The sequence below is a fragment of the Lentilactobacillus senioris genome (assembly GCF_026798195.1).
GTDB classification, from domain to species: domain Bacteria; phylum Bacillota; class Bacilli; order Lactobacillales; family Lactobacillaceae; genus Lentilactobacillus; species Lentilactobacillus senioris_A.
Window position 1 is genome coordinate 27,016 of record NZ_JAPQEZ010000008.1, and the last position, 22,888, is coordinate 49,903.

25 protein-coding genes are annotated in these 22,888 nt (G+C 37.7%); 20 read left to right on the forward strand and 5 right to left on the reverse strand.

From position 1 onward, the window contains the following. The first annotated feature begins 3 nt into the window (after positions 1–3). The 19 genes from OXT66_RS08780 (at position 4) to OXT66_RS08870 (ending at position 17,859) form a co-directional block, all read left to right on the forward strand. Positions 4–279 (forward strand): YggT family protein, encoded by a 276-nt coding sequence (locus tag OXT66_RS08780; protein ID WP_327059012.1) that lies wholly within the window; start codon positions 4–6, stop codon positions 277–279. A gap of 14 nt (positions 280–293) precedes the next feature. Further along, positions 294–1,085 (forward strand): RNA-binding protein, encoded by a 792-nt coding sequence (locus tag OXT66_RS08785; RefSeq protein WP_268596980.1) that lies wholly within the window; start codon positions 294–296, stop codon positions 1,083–1,085. 11 nt (positions 1,086–1,096) lie between these two features. Next, positions 1,097–1,762 (forward strand): DivIVA domain-containing protein, encoded by a 666-nt coding sequence (locus OXT66_RS08790; RefSeq protein WP_268596981.1) that lies wholly within the window; start codon positions 1,097–1,099, stop codon positions 1,760–1,762. Between the two features lie 208 nt (positions 1,763–1,970). Continuing rightward, a complete protein-coding gene (ileS, locus tag OXT66_RS08795) occupies positions 1,971–4,772 on the forward strand; it encodes an isoleucine--tRNA ligase (protein WP_268596982.1) in 2,802 nt (933 codons plus the stop codon). A gap of 60 nt (positions 4,773–4,832) precedes the next feature. Then, complete coding sequence (locus tag OXT66_RS08800) at positions 4,833–5,033, forward strand: cold-shock protein (RefSeq protein ID WP_054670962.1); 201 nt, start codon at positions 4,833–4,835, stop codon at positions 5,031–5,033. A 78-nt stretch (positions 5,034–5,111) separates the two neighbouring features. Beyond that, a complete protein-coding gene (locus OXT66_RS08805) occupies positions 5,112–5,657 on the forward strand; it encodes an NUDIX hydrolase (protein ID WP_268596983.1) in 546 nt (181 codons plus the stop codon). A 9-nt stretch (positions 5,658–5,666) separates the two neighbouring features. After that, complete coding sequence (locus tag OXT66_RS08810; protein WP_268596984.1) at positions 5,667–5,957, forward strand: hypothetical protein; 291 nt, start codon at positions 5,667–5,669, stop codon at positions 5,955–5,957. 11 nt (positions 5,958–5,968) lie between these two features. Beyond that, positions 5,969–6,658: a 5'-methylthioadenosine/adenosylhomocysteine nucleosidase gene (locus OXT66_RS08815; protein ID WP_268596985.1), complete on the forward strand. Its 690-nt coding sequence runs from the start codon at positions 5,969–5,971 to the stop codon at positions 6,656–6,658. An 18-nt stretch (positions 6,659–6,676) separates the two neighbouring features. Beyond that, positions 6,677–7,834: a cysteine desulfurase family protein gene (locus OXT66_RS08820; protein WP_268596986.1), complete on the forward strand. Its 1,158-nt coding sequence runs from the start codon at positions 6,677–6,679 to the stop codon at positions 7,832–7,834. A 2-nt stretch (positions 7,835–7,836) separates the two neighbouring features. Then, positions 7,837–8,190, forward strand: a complete 354-nt coding sequence (locus OXT66_RS08825; RefSeq protein WP_268596987.1) for a DUF1831 domain-containing protein — start codon at positions 7,837–7,839, stop codon at positions 8,188–8,190. 111 nt (positions 8,191–8,301) lie between these two features. Beyond that, complete coding sequence (mnmA, locus tag OXT66_RS08830; RefSeq protein WP_268596988.1) at positions 8,302–9,426, forward strand: tRNA 2-thiouridine(34) synthase MnmA; 1,125 nt, start codon at positions 8,302–8,304, stop codon at positions 9,424–9,426. A 103-nt stretch (positions 9,427–9,529) separates the two neighbouring features. Beyond that, on the forward strand, positions 9,530–10,189 hold the full coding sequence (locus OXT66_RS08835) for a histidine phosphatase family protein (protein ID WP_268596989.1): 660 nt from the start codon (positions 9,530–9,532) through the stop codon (positions 10,187–10,189). A gap of 8 nt (positions 10,190–10,197) precedes the next feature. Then, complete coding sequence (locus OXT66_RS08840; RefSeq protein ID WP_268596990.1) at positions 10,198–10,875, forward strand: tetratricopeptide repeat protein; 678 nt, start codon at positions 10,198–10,200, stop codon at positions 10,873–10,875. Between the two features lie 5 nt (positions 10,876–10,880). Then, positions 10,881–13,301, forward strand: coding sequence for an ATP-dependent RecD-like DNA helicase (locus OXT66_RS08845; RefSeq protein ID WP_268596991.1), 2,421 nt, complete (start codon positions 10,881–10,883; stop codon positions 13,299–13,301). Between the two features lie 79 nt (positions 13,302–13,380). Then, on the forward strand, positions 13,381–14,352 hold the full coding sequence (locus tag OXT66_RS08850) for a ribose-phosphate diphosphokinase (RefSeq protein ID WP_268596992.1): 972 nt from the start codon (positions 13,381–13,383) through the stop codon (positions 14,350–14,352). A gap of 22 nt (positions 14,353–14,374) precedes the next feature. Then, complete coding sequence (locus OXT66_RS08855) at positions 14,375–15,364, forward strand: aldo/keto reductase (protein ID WP_268596993.1); 990 nt, start codon at positions 14,375–14,377, stop codon at positions 15,362–15,364. Positions 15,365–15,475: 111 nt separating this feature from the next. After that, the gene (rbsR, locus tag OXT66_RS08860; RefSeq protein WP_268596994.1) at positions 15,476–16,483 is read left to right on the forward strand and encodes a ribose utilization transcriptional repressor RbsR; all 1,008 of its coding nucleotides are present in this window, start codon (positions 15,476–15,478) and stop codon (positions 16,481–16,483) included. Positions 16,484–16,587: 104 nt separating this feature from the next. Further along, on the forward strand, positions 16,588–17,508 hold the full coding sequence (gene rbsK, locus OXT66_RS08865) for a ribokinase (protein WP_268596995.1): 921 nt from the start codon (positions 16,588–16,590) through the stop codon (positions 17,506–17,508). Positions 17,509–17,649: 141 nt separating this feature from the next. Continuing rightward, positions 17,650–17,859, forward strand: coding sequence for a hypothetical protein (locus tag OXT66_RS08870; protein ID WP_054670937.1), 210 nt, complete (start codon positions 17,650–17,652; stop codon positions 17,857–17,859). Between the two features lie 43 nt (positions 17,860–17,902). Here OXT66_RS08870 and OXT66_RS08875 read toward each other — a convergent pair whose 3' ends face one another. The 4 genes from OXT66_RS08875 to OXT66_RS08890 form a co-directional block, all read right to left on the reverse strand. Beyond that, positions 17,903–18,862: an ADP-ribosylglycohydrolase family protein gene (locus OXT66_RS08875; RefSeq protein WP_268596996.1), complete on the reverse strand. Its 960-nt coding sequence runs from the start codon at positions 18,860–18,862 to the stop codon at positions 17,903–17,905. Between the two features lie 24 nt (positions 18,863–18,886). Then, entirely contained in the window at positions 18,887–19,840 is a 954-nt protein-coding gene (locus tag OXT66_RS08880; protein WP_268596997.1) for a diacylglycerol/lipid kinase family protein, read from the reverse strand. A gap of 78 nt (positions 19,841–19,918) precedes the next feature. Beyond that, positions 19,919–21,610 carry a ribonuclease J1 gene (gene rnjA, locus OXT66_RS08885; protein WP_268596998.1) on the reverse strand — a complete coding sequence of 564 codons (1,692 nt, stop codon included), beginning with the start codon at positions 21,608–21,610 and terminating at the stop codon, positions 19,919–19,921. A 2-nt stretch (positions 21,611–21,612) separates the two neighbouring features. Further along, positions 21,613–21,828 (reverse strand): DNA-directed RNA polymerase subunit epsilon, encoded by a 216-nt coding sequence (locus tag OXT66_RS08890; protein ID WP_268596999.1) that lies wholly within the window; start codon positions 21,826–21,828, stop codon positions 21,613–21,615. Between the two features lie 176 nt (positions 21,829–22,004). On the opposite strand from OXT66_RS08890, the gene OXT66_RS08895 reads away from it, so the two are divergent. Continuing rightward, the gene (locus OXT66_RS08895; protein WP_268597000.1) at positions 22,005–22,475 is read left to right on the forward strand and encodes a hypothetical protein; all 471 of its coding nucleotides are present in this window, start codon (positions 22,005–22,007) and stop codon (positions 22,473–22,475) included. Positions 22,476–22,532: 57 nt separating this feature from the next. On the opposite strand, the gene OXT66_RS08900 is transcribed toward OXT66_RS08895, so the two are convergent. After that, positions 22,533–22,888, reverse strand: a 356-nt coding sequence (locus tag OXT66_RS08900; protein ID WP_268597001.1) for an IS3 family transposase, incomplete at its 5' end; no start/stop codon positions are given.

The following is a 22,888-nucleotide window of genomic DNA, read 5'->3' on the forward strand; positions in this document are numbered from 1 at the left end:
TAATTGATTGAAACTGTTAATTTCATTGTATGGCTATTAACTAATGCAATTGATGTTTATATATTAGCAATCATTGTTTATGCGTTACTTAGTTGGTTTCCTGGCGGTTTGAATTCAGGGCTTGGACGCTTTTTAGGAAGCATAGTGGAACCATTTGAACAATTATTTAGCTTTGCGATGGTAGGGATGGTAAGTTTTGCTCCTATTGTTGCGGTTGTGGTTTTATCATTTGTTCAAACTGGAATTCGTTACTTAGGTAATTTATTAGTGGGGTATTAACTAAGAAGGTATACATGGTTGATATAAATATTGAACAACATTTCCGCTCCGACGAAGTTCCGTTTTTAGAGTCAATGGATGGCTTGGTAGGTCGAGTTCAAAATGAATACCGAGATTTATTAACGGATTTTTTAAATCCACGGCAACAATTCATTTTACAAACTATTGTTAACCGTTATGAAGGTGTTAAATTACGCTTTTTTGGTGGTTTTGAAACGAGTGAAATGAAACGAGCTTTAATTTATCCTGACTATTTTGAACCACAACAGACTGATTTTCAGGTCAGTGCTTACACTATCGATTATCCGCAAAAATTTGCTACGCTTAGTCATGGTCAAATTTTAGGTTCATTAATGGGGAGCGGCATTGAACGCGAGATAATTGGTGATATCATTACTGATGGGACTAATTGGCAATTTATGGTTAAGACAGAAATGGCTACCTACGTTGCTAATCAGTTAGATCACATTGGTAAAGTTAAAATTAGGCTAAAGCCTGTGCCATTAGACCAACTTTTAACTCCTAATCAAGAGTTTGAAACGGTTACTACTACGGTTTCATCATTAAGATTGGATGTAATTTTAGCTGAAGGGGCTCATATTTCTCGTCATCATGCTAAAGAGTTAGTAGAAGCAGGGAGAGTTCGAGTTAATTGGTCTGAAAATCAACGTCCCGACTATGAATTAGGCGTTTCTGATATTGTTTCTGTCAGAGGATTTGGCCGCATCATTCTAGTTGAAGTTGGTGGAATGACTAAAAAAGATAAGATCAGAGTGACATTAAATTTAATCAAACCCAATAAATAGGAGGATTTACAATGGTACTCAGTCCACAAGATATTCACAACAAAGAGTTTGCGCAAAAAATGCGGGGCTATAGCGTTGATGAAGTTAATGATTTTTTGGACCAAATTATTAAAGATTATCAAATCGTATTACAGGAAAATAATGACTTACACACTAAGTTGGATGAATCCCAAGATAAATTAAAGTATTTTAATGATTTAAAGGATTCATTGAATCAATCAATTATTGTAGCTCAAGAAGCAGCTGACAAAGTTAAGTCTAATTCCAAAAAAGAAGCAGAGATCACTAGTAAAGAAGCTCAAAAACAAGCTGCTGATGTGGTTAATGCTGCTAACGAAAAGGCTAACCGAATTTTGCAAGAGGCTTCTAAAAAGGCTAAGAAGCTAGCCGTAGAAACTGATGATTTGAAGAAAAATACCAGAGTATTCCGGCAACGTCTTCAAGTTATGCTGGAAAGCCAATTGGAAGTTATCAAAGCTAAGGAATGGGATAATTTGTTAGACGATGATAACACTACTAATGGTTATGAAGAAATTGAAAAAACGGTTAGTCAACTTGACAATTCAAATGATAGTAGCGTAAACTCAGAAAGTAATGCAGACATTGTGGAAAATGCAGTGGCTGCTGATGACATGTCTGAGACAGTTGTTATTTATCCAGACGGTGATCAAAAATAATATTAGGATAATGAGGACAGCACCGATTTTCTTATTACTTCAGCGAGCTGACGATTAGTGAAAGGTCAGTAGTTAACGAAAAAATCGCCATCACCTCTCTTATTTATCCTGGACAACGAGAGAATCATTGCATTCTAAAATTGGGTGGTACCACGAAGACTTCGTCCCTAGCGGCGGGGTCTTTTTGTTTTCAGAAAGGAAGGAAAATATGCGAGTTAAAGATACGCTAAACTTAGGTAAAACTAAATTTAAAATGCGTGGTAATCTTCCCGTTAAAGAAGTTGAACGGCAAAAAGCCTGGGAAGAAAACAATTTGTACCAACAAAGACAAAAATTAAATGAAGGTAAACCTTCATTTGTATTACACGATGGCCCTCCATATGCCAATGGTGACATTCATATGGGTCACGCGATGAATAAAATTTCTAAAGATATTATTGTTCGTTTCAAATCTATGGCCGGCTTTAGAGCGCCATTTGTTCCCGGTTGGGATACTCATGGTTTACCAATCGAACAACAACTAAAAAAAGAAGGCTATGACCGAAAGAAGATGGGAATTAACGAATTCCGTCGACTTTGTCATGAATATGCTTTAAAACAAGTTGAACGCCAAAAAGCAGAATTTAAGCGGTTAGGAATTGCTGCTGAGTGGGATAATCCATACTTAACCCTTCAACCAGAATTCGAAGCAGCTCAAATTCGGGCTTTTGGTGCGATGGCTGAACAAGGATTAATTTACCGTGGTAAAAAACCAGTATTTTGGTCTTGGTCATCTGAATCTGCTTTGGCAGAAGCCGAAGTGGAATATCACGATGTTACCTCACCATCTGCGTTTTATGCTGAAAAGGTGATTGATGGAAAAGGGGTTTTAGATAACGACAATACTTATATGGTTGTTTGGACTACTACTCCTTGGACTATTCCAGGTTCAGAAGGAATTGTGGTCTCTCCTGACTTTAATTATTCAGTAGTTAAACCAGCTGGTGATGATCGTCAATTCGTAGTAGCTACCGAAATGCTAAATAAGGTCACCGATATGTTTGGTTGGGATGACTATGAAACTGTTAAGGTAGTTACCGGTAAAGATTTAGAATATATTGTGGCTCAACATCCACTTGATGAATCCCGAGAATTATTAACGATGCTTGGTGATTACGTTACTTTAGATGCCGGAACTGGTTTAGTTCATACTGCTCCTGGCTTTGGGGAAGATGACTTCCGAGTGGGAAAACAATACGGCCTAGATATTTTTGTGCCGGTTGATGATAAAGGCTACATGACTGAAGAAGCAGGTCCTGATTTTGCTGGTGTCTTTTATGAAGATGCTAACCAAATTGCTTTAGATAAATTAAAAGCAGCTGGATTGTTACTTCATTACATGCCTTACGAACACAGTTATCCATTTGATTGGCGAACTAAAAAACCAATCATTTTCCGGGCAACTCCACAATGGTTTGCTTCAGTGGATAAAATTAAGGAACCAATTTTAGAAGCTTTAAAAGACGTTAAATTCCATCCAGAATGGGGTAACCGTCGCTTAGCTAACATGATTAAAGGCCGTGGCGATTGGGTTATTTCACGGCAACGGGTTTGGGGTGTACCACTACCAATTTTCTACGCAGAAGATGGTACTGCTATTATTACTCCGGAAACCATTGAACACGTGGCTAATTTATTTGCAGAACATGGTTCAGACATTTGGTTTGAAAAAGACGCTAAAGATTTATTGCCAGCTGGATTCACTAGTGAGCATTCTCCTAATGGTGAATTTACTAAAGAAAACGACATCATGGATGTGTGGTTTGATTCTGGTACTTCTCACCAAGGCGTATTGGCTCAACGGGATTACCTCACTTACCCAGCTGATTTAAATCTAGAAGGTTCTGATCAATACCGTGGCTGGTTTAATTCTAGCTTAATTACTAGTGTTGCTGTATCTAACCATGCTCCGTACAAGGAAATTATTTCTCAAGGATTTACGTTAGATGGTAACGGCCACAAGATGAGTAAGTCCCTTGGGAATACCATTGCCCCTGAAGATGTTATCAAACAAATGGGAGCAGAAATCGTTCGTTTATGGGTTACCTCTGTGGATACCTCTGCGGATGTTCGAGTTTCGATGGAAAGTTTCAAGAAGGTTTCTGATATGTACAAGAAGATCAGAAACACTATGCGTTACTTACTAGCTAACACTTCTGACTTTGATGCTAAAACTAACGCAATTGATTTTGCTGATTTAGAAGCTGCTGATCAATACATGTTAGTTCGGTTAAACCAATTTATTGAAACTGCTACTGATTTATACGATCACTACAATTTCTTAGAATTGAATAAGCGGCTAATGAGCTTTATTTCTAACGATTTATCTGCCTTCTACTTGGATTTTGCTAAGGACGTGGTTTATATTGATAGTACTGACGGTCATAAGCGTCGTTCTATGCAAACAGTTATGTACGCAATTGCGGTAGCTTTAACTAAGTTAATGACACCAATTTTGCCACATACCACTGAAGAAATTTGGACGTTCTTAAATGAACCAGAAGAATTTGTACAATTAGCTGAAATGCCTAAGGTTAACCATTTTGCCGATGAAGCTATGATCTTAAGCAAGTGGGATCAATTCTTAGAATTACGAGTTAACGTTTTAAAGGCGTTAGAAGAAGCTCGGGATGCTAAGTTGATCGGTAAATCTTCTGAAGCAGCATTAACCTTGTATGTTTCTGACGAAACAAAGGCATTGTTAGACAGTTTACACACTGATTTAGCTACCATTTTGATGGTTTCTGAATTAACTATTGCACCAATTGCTGACGCTAGTGATGATAGCGAACGCTTTGACGATAATCTAGCTGTCTTAGTTGCTAGAGCTACCGGAGAAGTGTGCGAACGGTGTCGTTTAGTTCGTAAAGATATTGCTGCTGATCCTGATTATCCAACTCTATGTGCCTCATGTGCTCATATTGTTAGATCAGAATTTCCAGAAACTGCTACTGAAGGTTTTGAAGAATAATTAATATAAAGTAAATGACTCTCATGGATTTCCATGGGAGTCATTTCGATAGGAGAAGTAATGTTAACTGGAACGGTAAAATCATATAGTAACCAAAACGCCTTTGGCTTTATTGAACAAGACAATGGTAATAAAGATCTTTTCTTTTTTAAAACGGGGTTGCTAGATCATCATATTGTAGAACCTGGTCAGCGGGTAGAATATGTAATTGTGGAAGGGCAAAAGGGTCCTCAAGCTGCTAAAATTAGTTATATAGATTAAGGTTTACTAGCGATAATTGCATTGACCTAGCAAGACCGTTAAAATGAATTTAATTAGTAAAATTATGGATGGAAACTTATGAACTTAGAAGAACGTGTCTTAAAATCTGAATTAATTTATAATGGAGCCATTATCAGTGTAGAACGCGAATTAGTGGAGCTACCTGATAAGCAAACTGCCCATCGAGAAATTGTCCACCACGCAGATGCAGTGGGAATTTTGGCAATCACTAACGATAATAAAATTATCTTAGAGAAACAATGGCGAGAACCAGTTAGAAAGCCAACAATTGAAATTCCTGCTGGAAAATTAGATCGCCGGGATGGTAATTTTGTGGATGCGGTGAAACGAGAACTTAACGAAGAAATTCGCTACGAAGCTAATAACGTGGAACGAATTACGGGTTTTTATTCTTCAGTTGGTTTTAGTGATGAATACATGGAATTATATTTAGCAACGGATTTACACCCCGTTGGCCAAGAGTTACCCCGGGATAAGGGTGAATTTTTAGAAATTCAAGAAAAAACCTTGGAAGAAGCAATGGCAATGGTTGATAGTGGTGAAATTGAAGACGCTAAAACAATCATGGCAATTTGGTATTGGCAGCTGAAAACAATTAAGTAGGTGAGATAAATGCCAGAGACTGATTCTGATAACACCCCGAAGACAAGAGAAGAATATCGCAAGCAACAGCAACAACAAGAAGCGGAATTTGCTCAGCGAGATAAAAAACGAGTAGAAGCGGAACGCGAATACGCTAAAACTCATAGAAGTTCAGCTAATAATCCAGAGGCAATGACTACTGATACAACGGATTATAAAACGCCCCGGTGGCGTAAAACTAGGTCGCGTCTAATTTGGGCGATTGGTATTTTAATGGTTCTTTTGGTTGGTGTGTATTTAATCTTGTTTTTTGTAAATTAAGGAGAGATAGCGTGACTTATGGAATTATTTGCGCAATGGACGAAGAAATTGCGATTTTAAAAGCGAATTTAAAAAATGAAGCAACTACTAAAATAGGACCTATTGAATTTTTTAAGGGTCAAATTGCTAATTCAGATGTTGTTTTGGTTAAATCTGGAATTGGTAAAGTCCAAGCAGGAATTACTGCTGCTTTAATGTTGACCAACTTTAAGATTGATTATCTTGTAAACACTGGTTCAGCTGGTGGAATTGGTACTGATCTTAAAATTGGTGACGTAGTAGTTTCTACCGAAACTGCCTATCACGATGTTGACGTTACAGCCGCTGGTTACGAAATTGGACAACTTCCTAATTGTCCTGCCCGGTTCCCGGCTTCTAGAGATTTAGAAGCTCAAATTATTAAAGCAGCTGAGGATGCTAACTTAGAATCACATTCCGGCTTAATCGTTTCTGGGGATCAATTTGTGGCTAGCAAAGAAGTCATTGACCATATTAAGGATAACTTCAGTGATGCCTTATGTGTAGAAATGGAAGGCGCAGCAATTGGTCAAGTAGCATATGATTTTGATGTTCCGTACGTAGTGATTCGGGCAATGTCTGATGTTGGTGATGAAGATGCCAACACCAATTTTGATGAATTTATCATCGAAGCAGGTAAACGCTCTGCGGAAATGATGATGAATGTTTTTCAGTCAAATTAGTAATTGGAGTGAAGTGTTTTGAAGGAAATTTATTTAGATAATGCGGCAACTACACCTATTTCTCAGTCCGTCTATGAAGAAATGATGGATAAATACAAAAACGTTTACGGTAATGCGTCAACGCTTTATGGATTGGGACGAGAAGCCCATACTATAATGGAAAATTCAAGAGAAGTAATTGCTAAAAGTATCAATGCTGATGTAGATGATATTATTTTTACTAGTGGGGGAACTGAAGGTGATAATACCGCAATCGTTCAATCCGCACTAGCTCGACAAAGTTTAGGTAAGCACATTATTACTACGGCTATTGAACACGAAGCCGTGTTAAAACCATTGGAATACTTGGAAGGCTTAGGATTTGAAGTTACCTACTTACCAGTTGATGAACATGGTAATATGTCTATTGATGACTTCAAGGCTGCTCTACGAGATGATACCATTTTGGTTACCATTATGAGTGGTAACAATGAAGTGGGAACGGTAATGCCAATTCATGAGATTGGTGAAATGTTGGCTGATCATCAAGCCTGGTTCCACACGGATGCGGTTCAAGCATATGGTCTTAAAGACATTGATGTTCAACGTGATCACATTGATTTATTATCTACTTCGGCTCATAAAATTAACGGTCCCAAAATGATTGGATTCCTTTATAAGCGAAATGGGATTAACTTCACCAGTTTTGTAAAGGGTGGCGACCAAGAAACTAAGCGGCGGGCCGGAACCGAAAACGTTCCAGCCATTGCTGGTTTTGCTCGTGCCGTAGCCGATATTACTCCCGAGGTAAAGCAAGAACGACAAGCTAAGTATTTTGAATTCAAACAATATTTAGTAGAACAGCTAACTGAGCGAGGAATTGATTTTGAGATTAACGGCGAATTAAATCCGGTGGGGCTCAATCATGTTTTTAATATTTGGCTAAAGGATATCTCGACTTACGTGATGCAAACCAACTTGGATTTAGCTGGAATCGCAGTATCGGGTGGTTCTGCATGTACTGCGGGTAGTATTGAACCATCTCATGTTTTAACAGCAATGTTTGGTGAAGACAGTCCCCGAATTAGCGAATCTATTCGAATTAGTTTTGGGATTGAAAATACTAAGGAAGATTTAGATAGTTTGGTTGATGCTATTGATAAAACCGTTCAACGACTAAAACGCAAGGAGGCTTAACCATGGCATTTTCTAAGGAAGTTAAGTTAACAGGAGACAAGCACACCTATGCAATTAGCCCAGCAATTAAGCGTTATGCACTAACTGACGTGGGCTTTATAGTAACTAAGGCGGGTAATTTTGCTTTAGAACGCAGCTTAAGTGGCAGTTCACCTTATGAAAAAGGTTACAAGTTAAAGGTAACGGTTGCTAAAGACTTTTCAGGGTTTAAATTAGCAATTACGACGGCTAATGGTTTGCAGTCAGTTAATATTTTTAACGACCCTAGTAAATCCGACAACGTAACTCAATATAACTTCATTATGGATAACTTGATGAGTCGTGATATTTTAGTTAGAGATGACCAGGGTAAATAGTAATGATGACTAATTGTCTTTTTTGCAATTTTGCGGTATTATATTAATTACTGGAAATTGCGACCTTCACTCGTAGATTCTCCAGAATCTAATTGAAATGATGGTGATTTTATGCAAGACAACAGTCAAACTCGAGTTGTCGTTGGCATGAGTGGCGGAGTTGATTCTTCCGTTGTAGCATACCAACTAAAGCAACAGGGTTACGATGTTGTTGGAGTTTTCATGAAGAATTGGGACGATACCGATGAGAACGGAGTTTGTACCGCAACCGAAGATTATAAAGACGTTGCTAAGGTAGCTACTCAAATCGGGATTCCATATTATTCAGTTAACTTCGAAAAGGAGTACTGGGACCGAGTCTTTACTTATTTCTTGGATGAGTATAAGAAGGGTAGAACTCCTGATCCAGATGTAATTTGTAATAAAGAAATCAAGTTTAAGGCCTTTTTAGACTACGCACTTGATTTAGGAGCCGATTACATCGCTACTGGGCATTACGCTCAACTTACTCGGGATGAAAATGGTCATAACCATTTACTTCGTTCCGTTGATTTGAATAAGGATCAAACTTATTTCTTGAGTCAACTTTCTGCCGATCAACTAGATCGCGTTATGTTCCCAATCGGTAACATGACTAAGCCAGAAGTTCGCCAAATTGCGAAGAAGACTGGCTTAGCAACCGCTGAAAAGAAAGATTCCGTGGGAATTTGCTTTATTGGCGAAAAGAACTTTAAGGAATTTCTAGGCCACTATTTACCAGCTACTCCAGGTAAGATGATGACTGTTGATGGTGAAGTTAAGGGCCAGCATGCTGGTTTAATGTACTACACTATTGGTCAGCGTCGTGGTTTAGGAATCGGTGGTGACGGTGTCGATAATCAACCTTGGTTTGTCATCGGTAAAGATTTGAAGCAAAATATCCTTTACGTTGGTAAGGGTTATGAAAATGATTTGCTTTATGCTGATTATTTGGATGCTTCTGACATTTACTGGGTTAACAATCTAGATAAGGGTAATGATTTTCATTGCACTGCTAAGTTTAGATACCGGCAAGTTGATAGTGGTGTTACCGTTCACATTAGTGATGACGGTAAGTCAGTTCGAGTGGTCTTTGATGATCCTGTTCGAGCAATCACTCCTGGTCAAGCAGTTGTCTTCTATGATGGTAAGGAATGTTTAGGTTCTGCCATTATCGATGCGGCTTATAAGCAAGATAAATTACTTCAATACGTATAAAACTAAAGGACGGCCGTTGAGCCGTCCTTTTTTGATAAAGTTTTGAATTTTAATGGGCAAACTGTCATAATATTGTAGTAAGAAATAAAGCGAGGGTGACGTTTTGGTTAATTTATATTTTATTAGACACGGAAAAACAGAATGGAATCTTGAAAGTCGCTACCAGGGAGCTGGTGGGGACTCACCGTTACTTCCAGAAAGCTATGAAGAAATGGCTCAATTAGCTAGTCACTTAGCTCCGATTGAGTTTGAGCATGCGTATGCTAGTCCAATCAAACGGGCAAGAATTACTGCAGAAACGATTGTAAAGCAACTAGATCAAAATATCCCCCTTAGTTTACTTAGTAGGTTAGAAGAATTTAACCTGGGAAAGATGGAGGGCCAATTATTTACCGAAGTGGCTCAACAATTTCCCAAGGAATTTGATGATTTTCGTAACCATCCAGAACGATATGATCCCCATCAAAATATTGGGGGAGAATCATTTTCAGAATTGATTGCGCGAATGACACCGGCTATTGAACAAATTGTGGCGGCGGCCAGTCCAGATGCTAATATCTTAATTGTTAGTCATGGGGCAGCTTTAAATGCGGAAATTAATTCTTTACTGGGGGTGCCGCTAGCAGATTTACGTAAACGGGGTGGAATTGCTAACACTAGTACCACTGTGTTACAAACTAATGATAATGGTCAGTATGAATTGATCAAGTGGAACGATACTAGCTATTTACAACGTCAACTAACGGATTCAGACACAATTTAGGTGAAAGTATGACTGAAAATAAGACAACCAAACGAGAACAACAAACACAAAAAATGAATAAATTAGTCCATGAATTGGTCCAAAAAATTGATCAAAATCCTAAGGAGCCACAAAACTATTACGATTTGGCAACAGTGTTAGTAGACGGTAATGATTATGAACAGGCCGAAGAACTATTAATGAAGGCTTTAGGCTTATTTGATAATGCTGAGGTGACGGTGAAAGACCAACTGATTTACGGTTTGGCCAACGTCTATTACGCTGCTGAAGAATATTCAAAGGCCATTCAATGGTTTGAAAAAATTACCAGTCAACAATTAAAAACAGATGCATATTTGATGTTAGCTCAAAGTTATTTAGCGTTAGGAGATAACAAGCGGTCCATGGCTTTTGCACTAACAGCTCAAGGAAAGCAAACAATGAAGCCAGAAATTAGTAACCTAATCGGAGACAATTTATTGGCATTAGGGGACTTTGAACAGGCAGGTAGCTTTTATGATCAAACCTTAGCCGTAGATCCTAATAACGGACCGGCTAATTTTAATCGGGGATTAGTGGCGATGGTTCAGGCAGAACCATATGCTATTTACTTTGATAAGGCTAAGAAAGCAGATCCCGATTATTTTCAAAAGAGTCAACAAAAACTCACTGATATTGAAAAGTTTTTGAAAACCAAACAAGAGTAAGGAGGATGCCCGTGGCACAATCGGTAAATTTGTTTCAACAGGCAGATAATAATCAGGCAAAATTTATTGATGGCCAAGTCGCGGCCATCTTTTTTGAGAGTCCGGATAGTTTTTATAAAGTCGCCTTAGTAAAGGTAGACGATACTAATACCGATTGGCAGGAAAGTGAAATTGTAGTTACTGGTAATTTTGGTGAGTTAGTCGAAGAAGCTGACTATCATTTTATTGGCAAAATAGTCGATCATCCTAAATATGGGACTCAATTTCAAGTTAGTAATTATGCTAAGCAGATGGCAACTACTAGTGCTGGTGTAGTTAAGTACCTATCTGGTGATAATTTTCCTGGGGTGGGAAAAAAAACGGCTGAAAAAATTGTTGATTCTCTGGGAATTGATGCTCTTCAACAAATTAATGCTGATAACAGAGTCCTAGATAAAATTGGTATTTCTGCTAAGGTAAAAGCAACTATCGTTTCCAATCTGGATATCGGTAATGATGTCGATCAAATTATTATGGGCTTAAATAGTTACGGTTTCGGTAGTCAATTAGCGGAAAAAATTTATCAAAAGTACCATCAAGATGCCCTAAAAGTTATCCAAGAAAATCCTTATCAGTTAATGGAAGACATTGATGGAATCAGTTTTAAAAAAGCAGACGCAATTGCTTCAGAATTAGGGATTGAATTTGATTCCGATCAACGATTAGAAGCAGGATTATTATTTGCCTTAACAGAACTTAGTTTAAAAAATGGTGATACGTACGCTACGTCAGAGCCCCTGCTTAATGAAACCCTTAAGCTCTTAAATGAAGCTCGCCCAGGGCAAATCTCTGGAGATAAATTAGCGGCAGCACTAGTGGAATTAGCAAAAACTAACCGAGTAGTAGGACAAGAAGAACGAATCTATCTTTCCCGTTTATTTTGGGCGGAAAAGCAAATTGCGGAACATTTACATCGAATTATGGCAAACGTGGAGTTAACCGATTTTAAGCCTGAGCTTTTGCAAAAGAAAATGAAAACGGTGGAAAAACAAAACGGGATTAATTACGATGAGTTCCAAGAAGAAGCGATTGCACAAGCTCTGAAGTCACCGATCTTTATCCTAACCGGGGGACCGGGAACCGGGAAAACCACCATTATTAATGGAATTGTGCATACTTTTGCGCAACTGAATGATTACTCACTAGATGTTAATGCGTATAAGGATAAACCATTTCCGATCGTGTTAGCGGCGCCAACCGGAAGAGCTGCTAAGCATATGAGTGAGTCGACGGGGTTACCAGCTAGTACTATTCATCGGTTACTAGGGCTTAATGGTCAAGAAGATACTGACTTTAGTGGGGTTAAGGATATTGATGGTCAATTATTAATTATTGATGAAATGTCAATGGTTGATACGGATCTCTTTAAGACACTGCTAAAGGCAGTTCCTAATCACATGCAAGTTATTTTAGTAGGGGATCAGGACCAACTGCCATCAGTGGGACCGGGGCAGGTATTTCATGATTTGATTAGTTCAAACACTTTACCCAAAATTGAATTAGAACGCATTTACCGCCAAGATGAAGGATCTTCTATCACTGAGTTGGCCCATGATATTCATAATGGGGTCTTGCCAGCAGACTTTACGGAAAATAAAGCTGACCGATCGTTTATTGTCTGCAACGAAAATCAAATATTGTCAGTGGTTAAGCAAGTGGTTTCCCATGCTCACAATAAGGGATTTGAGTTAATGGATACTCAGGTTTTAGCACCAATGTATCGGGGCACTGCTGGTATCAATGCCATCAATGATACAATTCAAAACGTATTAAATCCGAATCCCCAAAATGAAGTAACGGTGAAAGATCATCTCTATCGAATTGGGGATAAGGTATTACAGCTGATCAATAGTCCGGAAGAAAATGTCTTTAATGGTGATTTAGGGATTATTACCGGAATTGAAAAGCAAAAAGGGCAGACACAGCCTACGAAAATTGTGGTTGATTTTGATGAAACCCAGGTGATTTATGACCGCAGTAATTGGAATCAGTTTACGTTAGCGTACTGTACTTCCATTCATAAGGCGCAAGGAAGCGAGTTTAAACTAGTGATTCTGCCATTGGTACGCCGTTATTCTAAAATGCTCAAACGAAATTTGCTATATACTGCTGTTACCCGAGCTAGTGATTTTTTAATTATGGTAGGAGACCCAGTGGCTTACCAATTATGCGTAGAAAATAATTCTGTTAACCGAAAAACAACCCTCATCCAACGTTTGTCAGAAGTATTGGAAAAATCACCTACTGCTGATTTTGAACCAACTAATGATTTAAAAGATGATGAACATGAGCAATCAACTGTATTAACAATGGAATTAATTCAAACAGAACAAATTGATCCTATGATTGGGATGCAAAAAGTGAAACCGAATGATTTTATGAAATAATGATAAAATAGTAAGCATAATGGTGTTATGAACCCATTTTATGGTATTATTTTGGTAATAAATATTTGTGGAGGACAAAATGGCCGAACTAAAATCTAGCCCGAACTTAAAAATATTTTCCTTGAATTCTAACCGTCCCTTAGCTGAAAAAATCAGTAAAGCGGTAGGAGTAGAATTAGGAAAGGCAACCATTCAAAAATTTAGCGATGACGAAATCAAAATTAGTGTCGATGAAAGTATTCGTGGAGACGAAGTTTATATAATCCAATCGGTTTCTGATCCGGTAAATACCAACTTAATGCAGCTATTAATTATGGTAGATGCATTAAGACGTGCCAGTGCAGGGGCAATTAACGTGGTGATTCCATACTATGGTTATTCACGTGCTGACCGTAAAGCCCGTTCACGAGAACCCATCACGGCTAAATTAATTGCGTCCTTTTTAGAAATGGATGGAGTTGATCGGGTAATTACCCTTGATTTACACGCTGATCAAATTCAAGGCTTCTTTGATATTCCAGTTGATCATTTAAGAGCAGAGGATCTATTAGCCGGCTACTTTACCGAGGCTGGGTTTAAGGACGCTGATGATGTGGTAGTTGTCTCTCCTGACCATGCTAGTGTTTCACGTGCTAGGGCCTACGCTGAACGTTTAGATTCTCCAATTGCAATTATTGATAATCGAGCACCGGAAGACATTCATACTATCCCAGAATCTGTAATTGGTAATGTTAAAGGGAAACGCGCAATTTTAGTTGATGATATGATTGATACTGGAATTAAATTGCAAATTTCAGCTAAAACTTTAATTGAAGCGGGAGCAACAGAAGTTTATGCGGTTGCTACTCATGCAGTCTTTTCTGGTGATGCGGCATTACGGCTTCAAGAAGCTCCGATTAAGAAGACGGTTGTAACTGACTCAATTGATATTCCAGCAAATAAACGTTTTGATAAATTAGAAATTGTTTCCGTTGATGAATTATTTGGAGAAGCAATTACATTGATTCATAATCAAAAATCAGTGGGCAAGTTATTTGGCCGTAATAAATAATTAAACGAACGGAGGAAGCAAGATGTATAAAGCAAACGATGATCGTTATGAAAAAGCAACTATTCGCCGAGCAGGCAATACAGGCTTACAACTACCAGGAATTTCTTTTGGAATGTGGCACAGTTTTGGTGATGATGCTAACTATAGTGACAGTGAACGAGTTATTTTAGATGCATTTGATTCTGGAATTTTCAGTTTTGATCTTGCCAACAACTATGGTCCTGGTTCTGGTGCTGCAGAAAGAATGTTTGGTGAAGTTTATAAGGCTAACTTGAAACCTTACCGAAACGAATTAGTAGTTACTACTAAAGCAGGCTATCATATGTGGCCTGGACCTTATGGTTCATTTTCTGGTCGTAAAACATTGATGAATGCTATTGATGTTAGTTTGGAACGGATGAACCTAGATTATGTTGATATCTTTTACAGTCATCGCTTTGATCCTAATACTAGTTTGGAAGAAACTGCCGTGGCTTTAGATGATATTGTTAAATCAGGTAAAGCTTTATACGTTGGAATTTCAAACTACAATAAAGAACAAACTGCAGAAATGATTAATTACTTTAAGGAACTGCATACGCCATTTGCTGTTAACCAATTGTCCTATAACATGTTAAATCGGGATGTTAAAGAAGACGGCGTAGTAGATTTACTTAGAGAAGAACAAAAGGCTGTCGTTGCATACGGACCATTAGCTGAAGGTTTATTAACTGACAAATACCTCAATGATTTACCAGCAGACATGAAGTTACATCCAACTAATAGTGGTGTACTAAGTGGTGGTGCTAACGATTTAAAGGCTAAATTAAATCAATTAAATGATATTGCTCAAAATCGGGGGCAATCTTTGGCTCAAATGGCTACGGCTTGGTTGTTAAACGATCCGACGGTAGTAAGTGTGGTTACTGGAGCTTCTAAGGTAGAACATTTACAAGATAATATTAAGGCAATGGATAACTTGGACTTTACTTCTGACGAATTAGAAGCCATCGATAAAATTGTTTTGGGCTAATTAAACGATAATAAGAATAGAAAAAAGACCGGAAAGTTAATTTTTTAGCAATTACGGTCTTTTTAATTTGTTATAATGTTAACAAGAATTTCTTTGAACGGAGAATGCCACATGATAAAAAAAGTGACCATTACTGATTTAGCTAAACGCGCTAACGTTTCTGTTACCACCGTTTCACAGATCTTAAACGGAAAAGAGGAACGCTTTAGTGATAAAACGGTAAAGCGAGTAAAAGAACTTCAAAAAGAAATGGGTTATGTTCCTGATTTTAATGCCCAAAGTTTGATTCGTAGATCTGGTCAAACTATTGGTGTGCTAGTTCCTAACTTAAATAATCCATTTTTTGCTGAATTTAATCGAGGTATTGAAGCTTACGGGATGAGCCAAGGATATACCCCGCTAATTTTTGGTTCAGATGACAGTCCTAAAATTGCTGGACACTACATGTTAGAAGCCATTCGACGAGCTGCTGATGGAATGATTATTGCTTCAGCGGTTGAAGATGTTAACCAGATTGATCACATGTTACAACAAAACGGGTTACCTTATTTATTAATTGATCGAAGTCGACCTGAAAAGGGAGACGAAGTTGATATGCAAAATGAACAGGGAGGTAAAATGGTTGCGGATTATTTACACCAAATGGGGCACGAAAAAGTAGCCGTGGTTATCACCTCAGAATTAACCCTGAATTTAGAACACCGTTTGGATGGCTTTTTAGAAAGAATGAAAGAATTACAAATACCAGTGCCAAAGGATCTAATTTTTACCACTCAATTGTCTAAAAAAGGCGGCGAAGACATTAGTGCTGCCATTTGGGAAGCTAAGCCCACGGTGGTATTTGCTATTAATGATGAAATTGCTATTGGACTGAACCGCGGGTTTAATAATTTAGGTCTCAAAGTTCCTGAAGATATTTCAATTATGGGCTATGACAATATTGATATGGCGGAATATATGATTCCTGCGCTTACTACAATTAATCAACCAGCATTTGAAATGGGTGAAACGGCAGCCAAATTAATTATTGATCGAATTAAAAACCGCAATAATGCACCTCAGCACGTTACGTTACCAATTAACTTAGTTGAACGCAAAAGTGTTCGTAAAATTAAATAGAGTGAGGGATTGTAACTTTTTCACGATTCTGATAAAATTTAGGTGAAAGGTTTTAATTAAACGTTTTCAATACTAAAGATGAATGCAAAAGAGGAATAATTTCTATGAAAAATACAGTCGTTGTTTTAGGAAGCCTAAATGTTGACACCACTTTGCATGTTGCTAACATGCCTCAACCTGGTGAAACTATTTCTGCTCAAAGTAAAACTAGCTCACCTGGTGGTAAGGGCGCTAATCAAGCCGTAGCTGCAGCCCGCTCTGATGCCAATACTTGTTTTATTGGTCAAGTTGGTGATGATCAATCTGGTCAAATGATGATTAAAGCATTGAAAGACAATGGAATTGACACTGCTCACATTAACGTTGTAGAAGATCAAGGTACTGGTTCTGCCGTAATTTTGCTAGATGAAAATGGCCAAAACAGTATCATGGTTTATGGTGGAGCTAACCAAAGTATGGGTAGCGCCGTAATTAAGCAAGCTGAAGAGTTAATTAAATCAGCAGACTTTATTGTAGCTCAATTTGAAACTCCTCAAGAACGAACTTTAGAAGCCTTTAAGATTGCTAAGGATAATGGAGTGGTGACTGTTTTAAATCCAGCTCCAGCTGCAACTATTATGCCAGAATTACTTGCGGTGACGGATTTAGTTATTCCTAACGAAACTGAAAGTGCTACTTTAACTGGTATTGAAGTTACTGATGAAGCATCAATGGATGCCAATGCCGCTAAATTCCAAAAAATGGGTGTTAAGAACTTGATTATCACTGTTGGGGATAAGGGTGCTTATTACTCTACAGAAGCTGCTCACGGCTTTGTACCAGCCTTTAAAGTAGATGCTGTTGATACTACTGCTGCTGGAGATACTTTTATTGGAGCTCTTTGCTCTCAATTGAAAGGTGATTTAAGTAATATTGCAGACGCTTTGACCTATGCTCAAAAGGCTTCTTCTATTACTGTTCAATCTATGGGGGCTTTGCCATCAATCCCTACTACCGACCAAATTAATGCTACTTACAAAAAATAAAAACTGATTGTTGCATTCTGGAGAACAATTTGATAGAATTCTTGTCGTTAGTTAGTTCTCGAAATGAGGATTAACAAAAATCAATGGAAGTGTTATCTTTTAGGTGAGAAAACTTCATTTTACTTAAGGGAGCAAATGACAATGAGTAATAAGACAGAAATTTTAGAAGAATACGTTGCAGCTACCGATAAACTTAATGATTTGAAGTCTAAAGAGGCTCAATCGGCATGTCCGGCGACTGATGAAACCATCGTTATTCAACCACAATTTGGCGATGAGATGAATGAATTAACCAGAAAATGTGCTCAACTAAATATGATTTTAGAAGCTATGGAAGCTTCTGAAGATTAATAAAAAGGACTAACTTTAATAAAAAGTTAGTCCTTTTTTTAATCTAAAATTCTGGAGAAAGTAAAGCGTGAGAAACACTACTTTTAATTTGGTTACGGCCTTTAAGCACATCTAACCATTCCTTTGGAAAAGATACGGGTGCATAGAGCAACGACGCTAGCATGGCTGTAATTGAACCAATGGTGTCAGCATCATTACCCAAGTTAACGGCTTTTTTTACTGCTGCATAGAATTGTTCTGAGTTCATTAAACACCAGAAAACGGAATCTAACGTGTCGACTACGTAACCGGAGCTTTCAATTGCTTCTTCGGGTTGTTTGTAAAAAGATAATTCACCTAGATGCTTAAAGTAAATTAGTTGGTCCTTAAACTGAGGTTGTGCTTTGTAGTACTTTAATGCTTCTCTAATCGCTGCAAGCATTGTGTACTGATTAGAATTTTGAATTAATCTAATTGCTGCATTAGCTAGAATTCCAGCTGCCACCAAACTTCTTGGATGACGATGAGTTAATGAAGAGTAATCATGGATAAGTTTAGCTGCTTGATCATTGAATTTGTAGCTTCCTGGAAGAGAAACAATGTAAAATGCAATAGGAACAATACGCATTAACGCACCGTTGCCATTGTCAAATTCATCGCTGCCCCCACATTGTAAAGGAGCAACTCCAGATGCAAAACGTTCGATTGCTTGTTGAGTGGTTCGACCAATGTCAAATGATTTACCATAGGGCGTATAATCACCAAAGTAATACCATTGAGAAAAACGAGCCATCATATCATAGTAATTTAAGCCAAGCGAAAGACTGGTTAAAGCAGCAATTGTTAAAGAGGTATCATCCGACCAAGTCCCGGCGGGAACGTTAAAGGTTTTATAGCCTTCCATTTTGCTAATTGGGTGCTTTAAAAAAAAGTCCCTGCTTTTAAATTGATAGGGGACTCCTAAAGCATCTCCGATGGCAACAGCCGTTACTGATTGGAATAGTAAATATCTTGTGGAATACATAACACTAAATACCTCATTTATAGATTATTTAAGCCAAAAGGGGTAAGTCGTAACCCCAAAAGAAATATCAAAAACGCGATCACCGGTTTCCTCGCCATCGATTTGGCCGAATTGAGCAGTATTGGTGGTTAAACGAAATTGATCACTTACTAGGTGATGAACAAATTTTAGCTTCAAGTGTTTTCCTAAAGGTAACATAATTAAAAATAAAATCAATTGAAATAATGATGGTTTTTCTACAATAATTAATTCTAAATTAGATTTAAAAATAGATGCTTGAGGTAAGATTTTGACTCCACCACCAAAATAAGGATGATTAGAAGTAGTTACCAGAAATGCTTTTGGATAAGTAATGGTTTGATCGTTGGTGGTTAATTTGAGGGGAAACGCCTTAAAGGACGTTAATACCCCTAAAATTGCAAAAATATAACTAAATTGACCTAAAAAAGGGTGCTTTTTTATTTTGGAATGGTTGGCCTTTGAAACAATGGTAGCGTCAAAACCAATTCCAAAGTTATTAACAAAGTAACCCGATTCGTTATCTTGGTGATTATTAAAGCTGGCAATACTGATGGGGTTAGCTTGTTGGCAGTCAAGGATTTGGTGAAGGGCGGTTTTCCAATTAAGAGAAAGACCAGCTGCTCTAGCAAAATCATTACCTGAACCGATGGAAAGATAAGCAATTGGAATAGGTGATTCTTTTAGATGAGCAGCAAAATAATTTTTGGCACCGGTTAAAGTTTCATGAAGGGTACCGTCACCACCGATAGCTAGTATAATCGCTTGTTTTTTGTCATTGCTTTTTATGGATGCGCATAAATCGTATGCCAACTTGATAGCATGACCAGAGTAAATAGTTTTTTGAAACTGATAATTTATGGTTAAAGTGTTAAGTTCGGTCTTAATTTTAGGCCATTCTTGTCGGACTTTACCGCCACCAGCAGCTTCGTTTACGATGATGTAAAATTTAGTTTGCATTATCGTATCCTCCGTAATTAAAAATAATAAAAGCTGAAGAACAAAATATGTTCAACAGCTTTTAAAGCTTAATGATAACTATTTTGCGACGTGATTATTCATAATCAACATCGGTAAAATTAGCGGATGCCGCTCAGTTTTGTCAAACAAGAATTCTTGTAAATCATCAATTATAGCACTACGGATAGAAGCTTCAGTAGGCTTTTTAGCATGCATTTCTTTACGAATAGTTCGGAAAACAAGTCGGCGACCTTCATCTAGTAACTCGCCAGATTCACGCATATAAACAAATCCGCGAGATAAGATGTCAGGTCCGGATTGAATTTCTTCATTTTCAAGGTTGATAGTTGCCACTACAATGACAATTCCTTCTTCAGAAAGTAATTGACGATCGTGAAGGACAATACTACCAATATCGCCAATTCCGTTACCATCAATGTAAACATCGCCAGCTTGGAAATGACCGGCAATGCGAGCCGTATCTTTTGAAAGGGCAAGAACATCACCATTTTGCATGATGAAGCTGTTTTCCAAAGGAACTCCACATTGTTCAGCTAATTCAGTATGAATTTTCAGCATCCGGTATTCACCATGAATAGGCATGAAGAACTTAGGTTTCATCAAACGTAACATTAACTTTTGTTCCTCTTGGCCACCATGACCAGAAGTATGAATGTTATTGACTTTACCATGGATAACGTTAGCGCCGGCTTCTTCAAGCTTATTGATGACCGCATTAACGCTAGTAGTATTACCTGGAATAGGATTACTTGAGAAAATAACCGTGTCACCAGGTTGAATGGCGATTTGACGGTGAGTACCATTAGCAATTCTAGATAATGCAGCCATCGGTTCACCTTGAGAGCCAGTACATAAAATCATAGTTTTATTTGCTGGCAATGATTGTAAATCAGAAGAATCGACAAAAGCATCAGCAGGAATATTTAGGTAACCTAATTCTAAACCATTATTAATAGCTGCTTCCATGCTTCGCCCAAAGACTGCAATTTTTCTTCCATGAGCTAATGCATTGTCGCAGGCACTTTTAATTCTAGAAATATTAGAAGCAAAAGTAGCAAAAATGATTCGATCTTCGATTTGATCAAAGATACGTTCAATAGAATTAGCAACCCATTTTTCTGATTTGGTCCAAACAGGGCGTTCGGCGTTAGTACTATCAGACATTAAACACAAAACGCCTTCTTCACCTAGCTTAGCCATTGCTTGAAGATTAGGTGGCATATTAGTTACGGGAGTTAAGTCAAACTTAAAGTCTCCAGTTTCAACAATTACTCCCACGGGGGTATGGACGGCAATTCCTAAAGTATCAGGAATGGAATGGGTGGTTCTAAAGAAGGTCACTTTGGTTTTTCTAAATTTAAGAACCGTGTCTTCGCCAATTTCATGAAGTTCGGCTGAATTTAAAAGTCCGTGCTCTTCTAGTTTATTTTTGATTAAGGCCATTGCAAGTGGTCCGGCGTAAATCGGTACATTTAAAGTCTTTAAGAGGTAAGGAACCCCCCCAATGTGGTCTTCATGACCATGGGTAATAACTAAGGCTTTGATTTTTTCTTTATTATCAACAAGGTATTGATAGTCCGGAATAACATAGTCAACACCTAACAGATCATCTTCTGGAAACTTAATTCCGGCGTCAATCAAGATAATTTCATCTTGAAATTGTACTCCATAGGTGTTTTTACCGATTTCGCCAAGACCACCGACGCCGTAAATCGCGGCTTCGTTATTCTTGACGTTTAATTTTTTCATGTTTAGTTAAACTCCGTTAATTTAAAATCTGGTGATTGTTGTTCATATTCTAAATGTTGTCCTTGAAGAGGTTCAATATATTCAATATTATAATCAGTATTTTCTTGAACCAAACTTCTTGCGTCTACTTCAGTTTCTGCTTCTAAATATAAAGATAGCGTGGTTTCTCGACGAGGAGTTTCAATCTTGTCTTTTTGGTATAATACTTTGAAAATCATGGTGTAGCTCCTTTAATAGTTAATTAGTTTCAGTTCGTTCGAGTGGTTGTGAAAACACAACTGATAGTAATACTGTACCATAATGTTGTAAATAAGTATAGAAATCGTGTCGGCAATTATTTTACCGATAACATGGTAGAATGGTTGATAATAAATAAAGATTTGGGGGCAAGGTTATGGATCTTTTTATGGAAGTAGTCGTTGGTTTAATTTTAGCCATTTTAGTTTATTTTGGCATTCATTATTTTGTTGTTAATCGTCAGACTAAACGTTTAAGTCTTAAGACTCAACCAATTGTAGACGCGGCTACTAATTATGCTGTTAAGCAGCAGAATTTGATTGCTAGCGATTCCACAATTATATCTAGTTATAATGCTGGTGTTTGGGGAAGAGGGGTAATGGCCTTCGAATATCACGTGGATGCTGTAAACGTAGCAAAAAATGATTTGCCCATCGTTAAATCAAAGTTGGAAAGTTCATTAAATCAATTCGGAATAGATAATGATTTAAAAAGCATTGATTCCTCCCAATATTTTGCCATTACAGATATGTGGTTAATGGAAACGCAATTATATTTTGACGTTGCCTATTTAAGAAATCGGGTAACCTTAGAATACGTTGAAGATTTGAAAAGATTAGATGAATAAAAAGCACCGAGCTATGAGGTGTACCCCTAAAGTTAAAGTAAATATTTAGTTGTCTTTCTAGGCGGCTTGGAGTCGATAATTTATCGGTGACAAGCCGCCTAGTTTCATTTGAATACGAGTCTGGTTGTAGTAATTAATCCACTTTTTGATAGCTGTAATCAATTCCTTAGCGGAATTGTATTGTTTCAAATCATCTAATTCAACCTTTAGTTTATTAAAGAAACTTTCAATACAAGCATTATCCAGGCAGGTTGCCCGCCGTGACATACTGGGAACTAATCGTTCTTGTTTTAACTTGTTTTGCCAAGCATTATGCCGGTAGTGCCATCCTTGATCTGTATGCATTACATGTTTATATGGTTCGTTTTTTAACTGACCTTCAAGGTTAGTTAGTGGTTGTAATGCGAATTGTA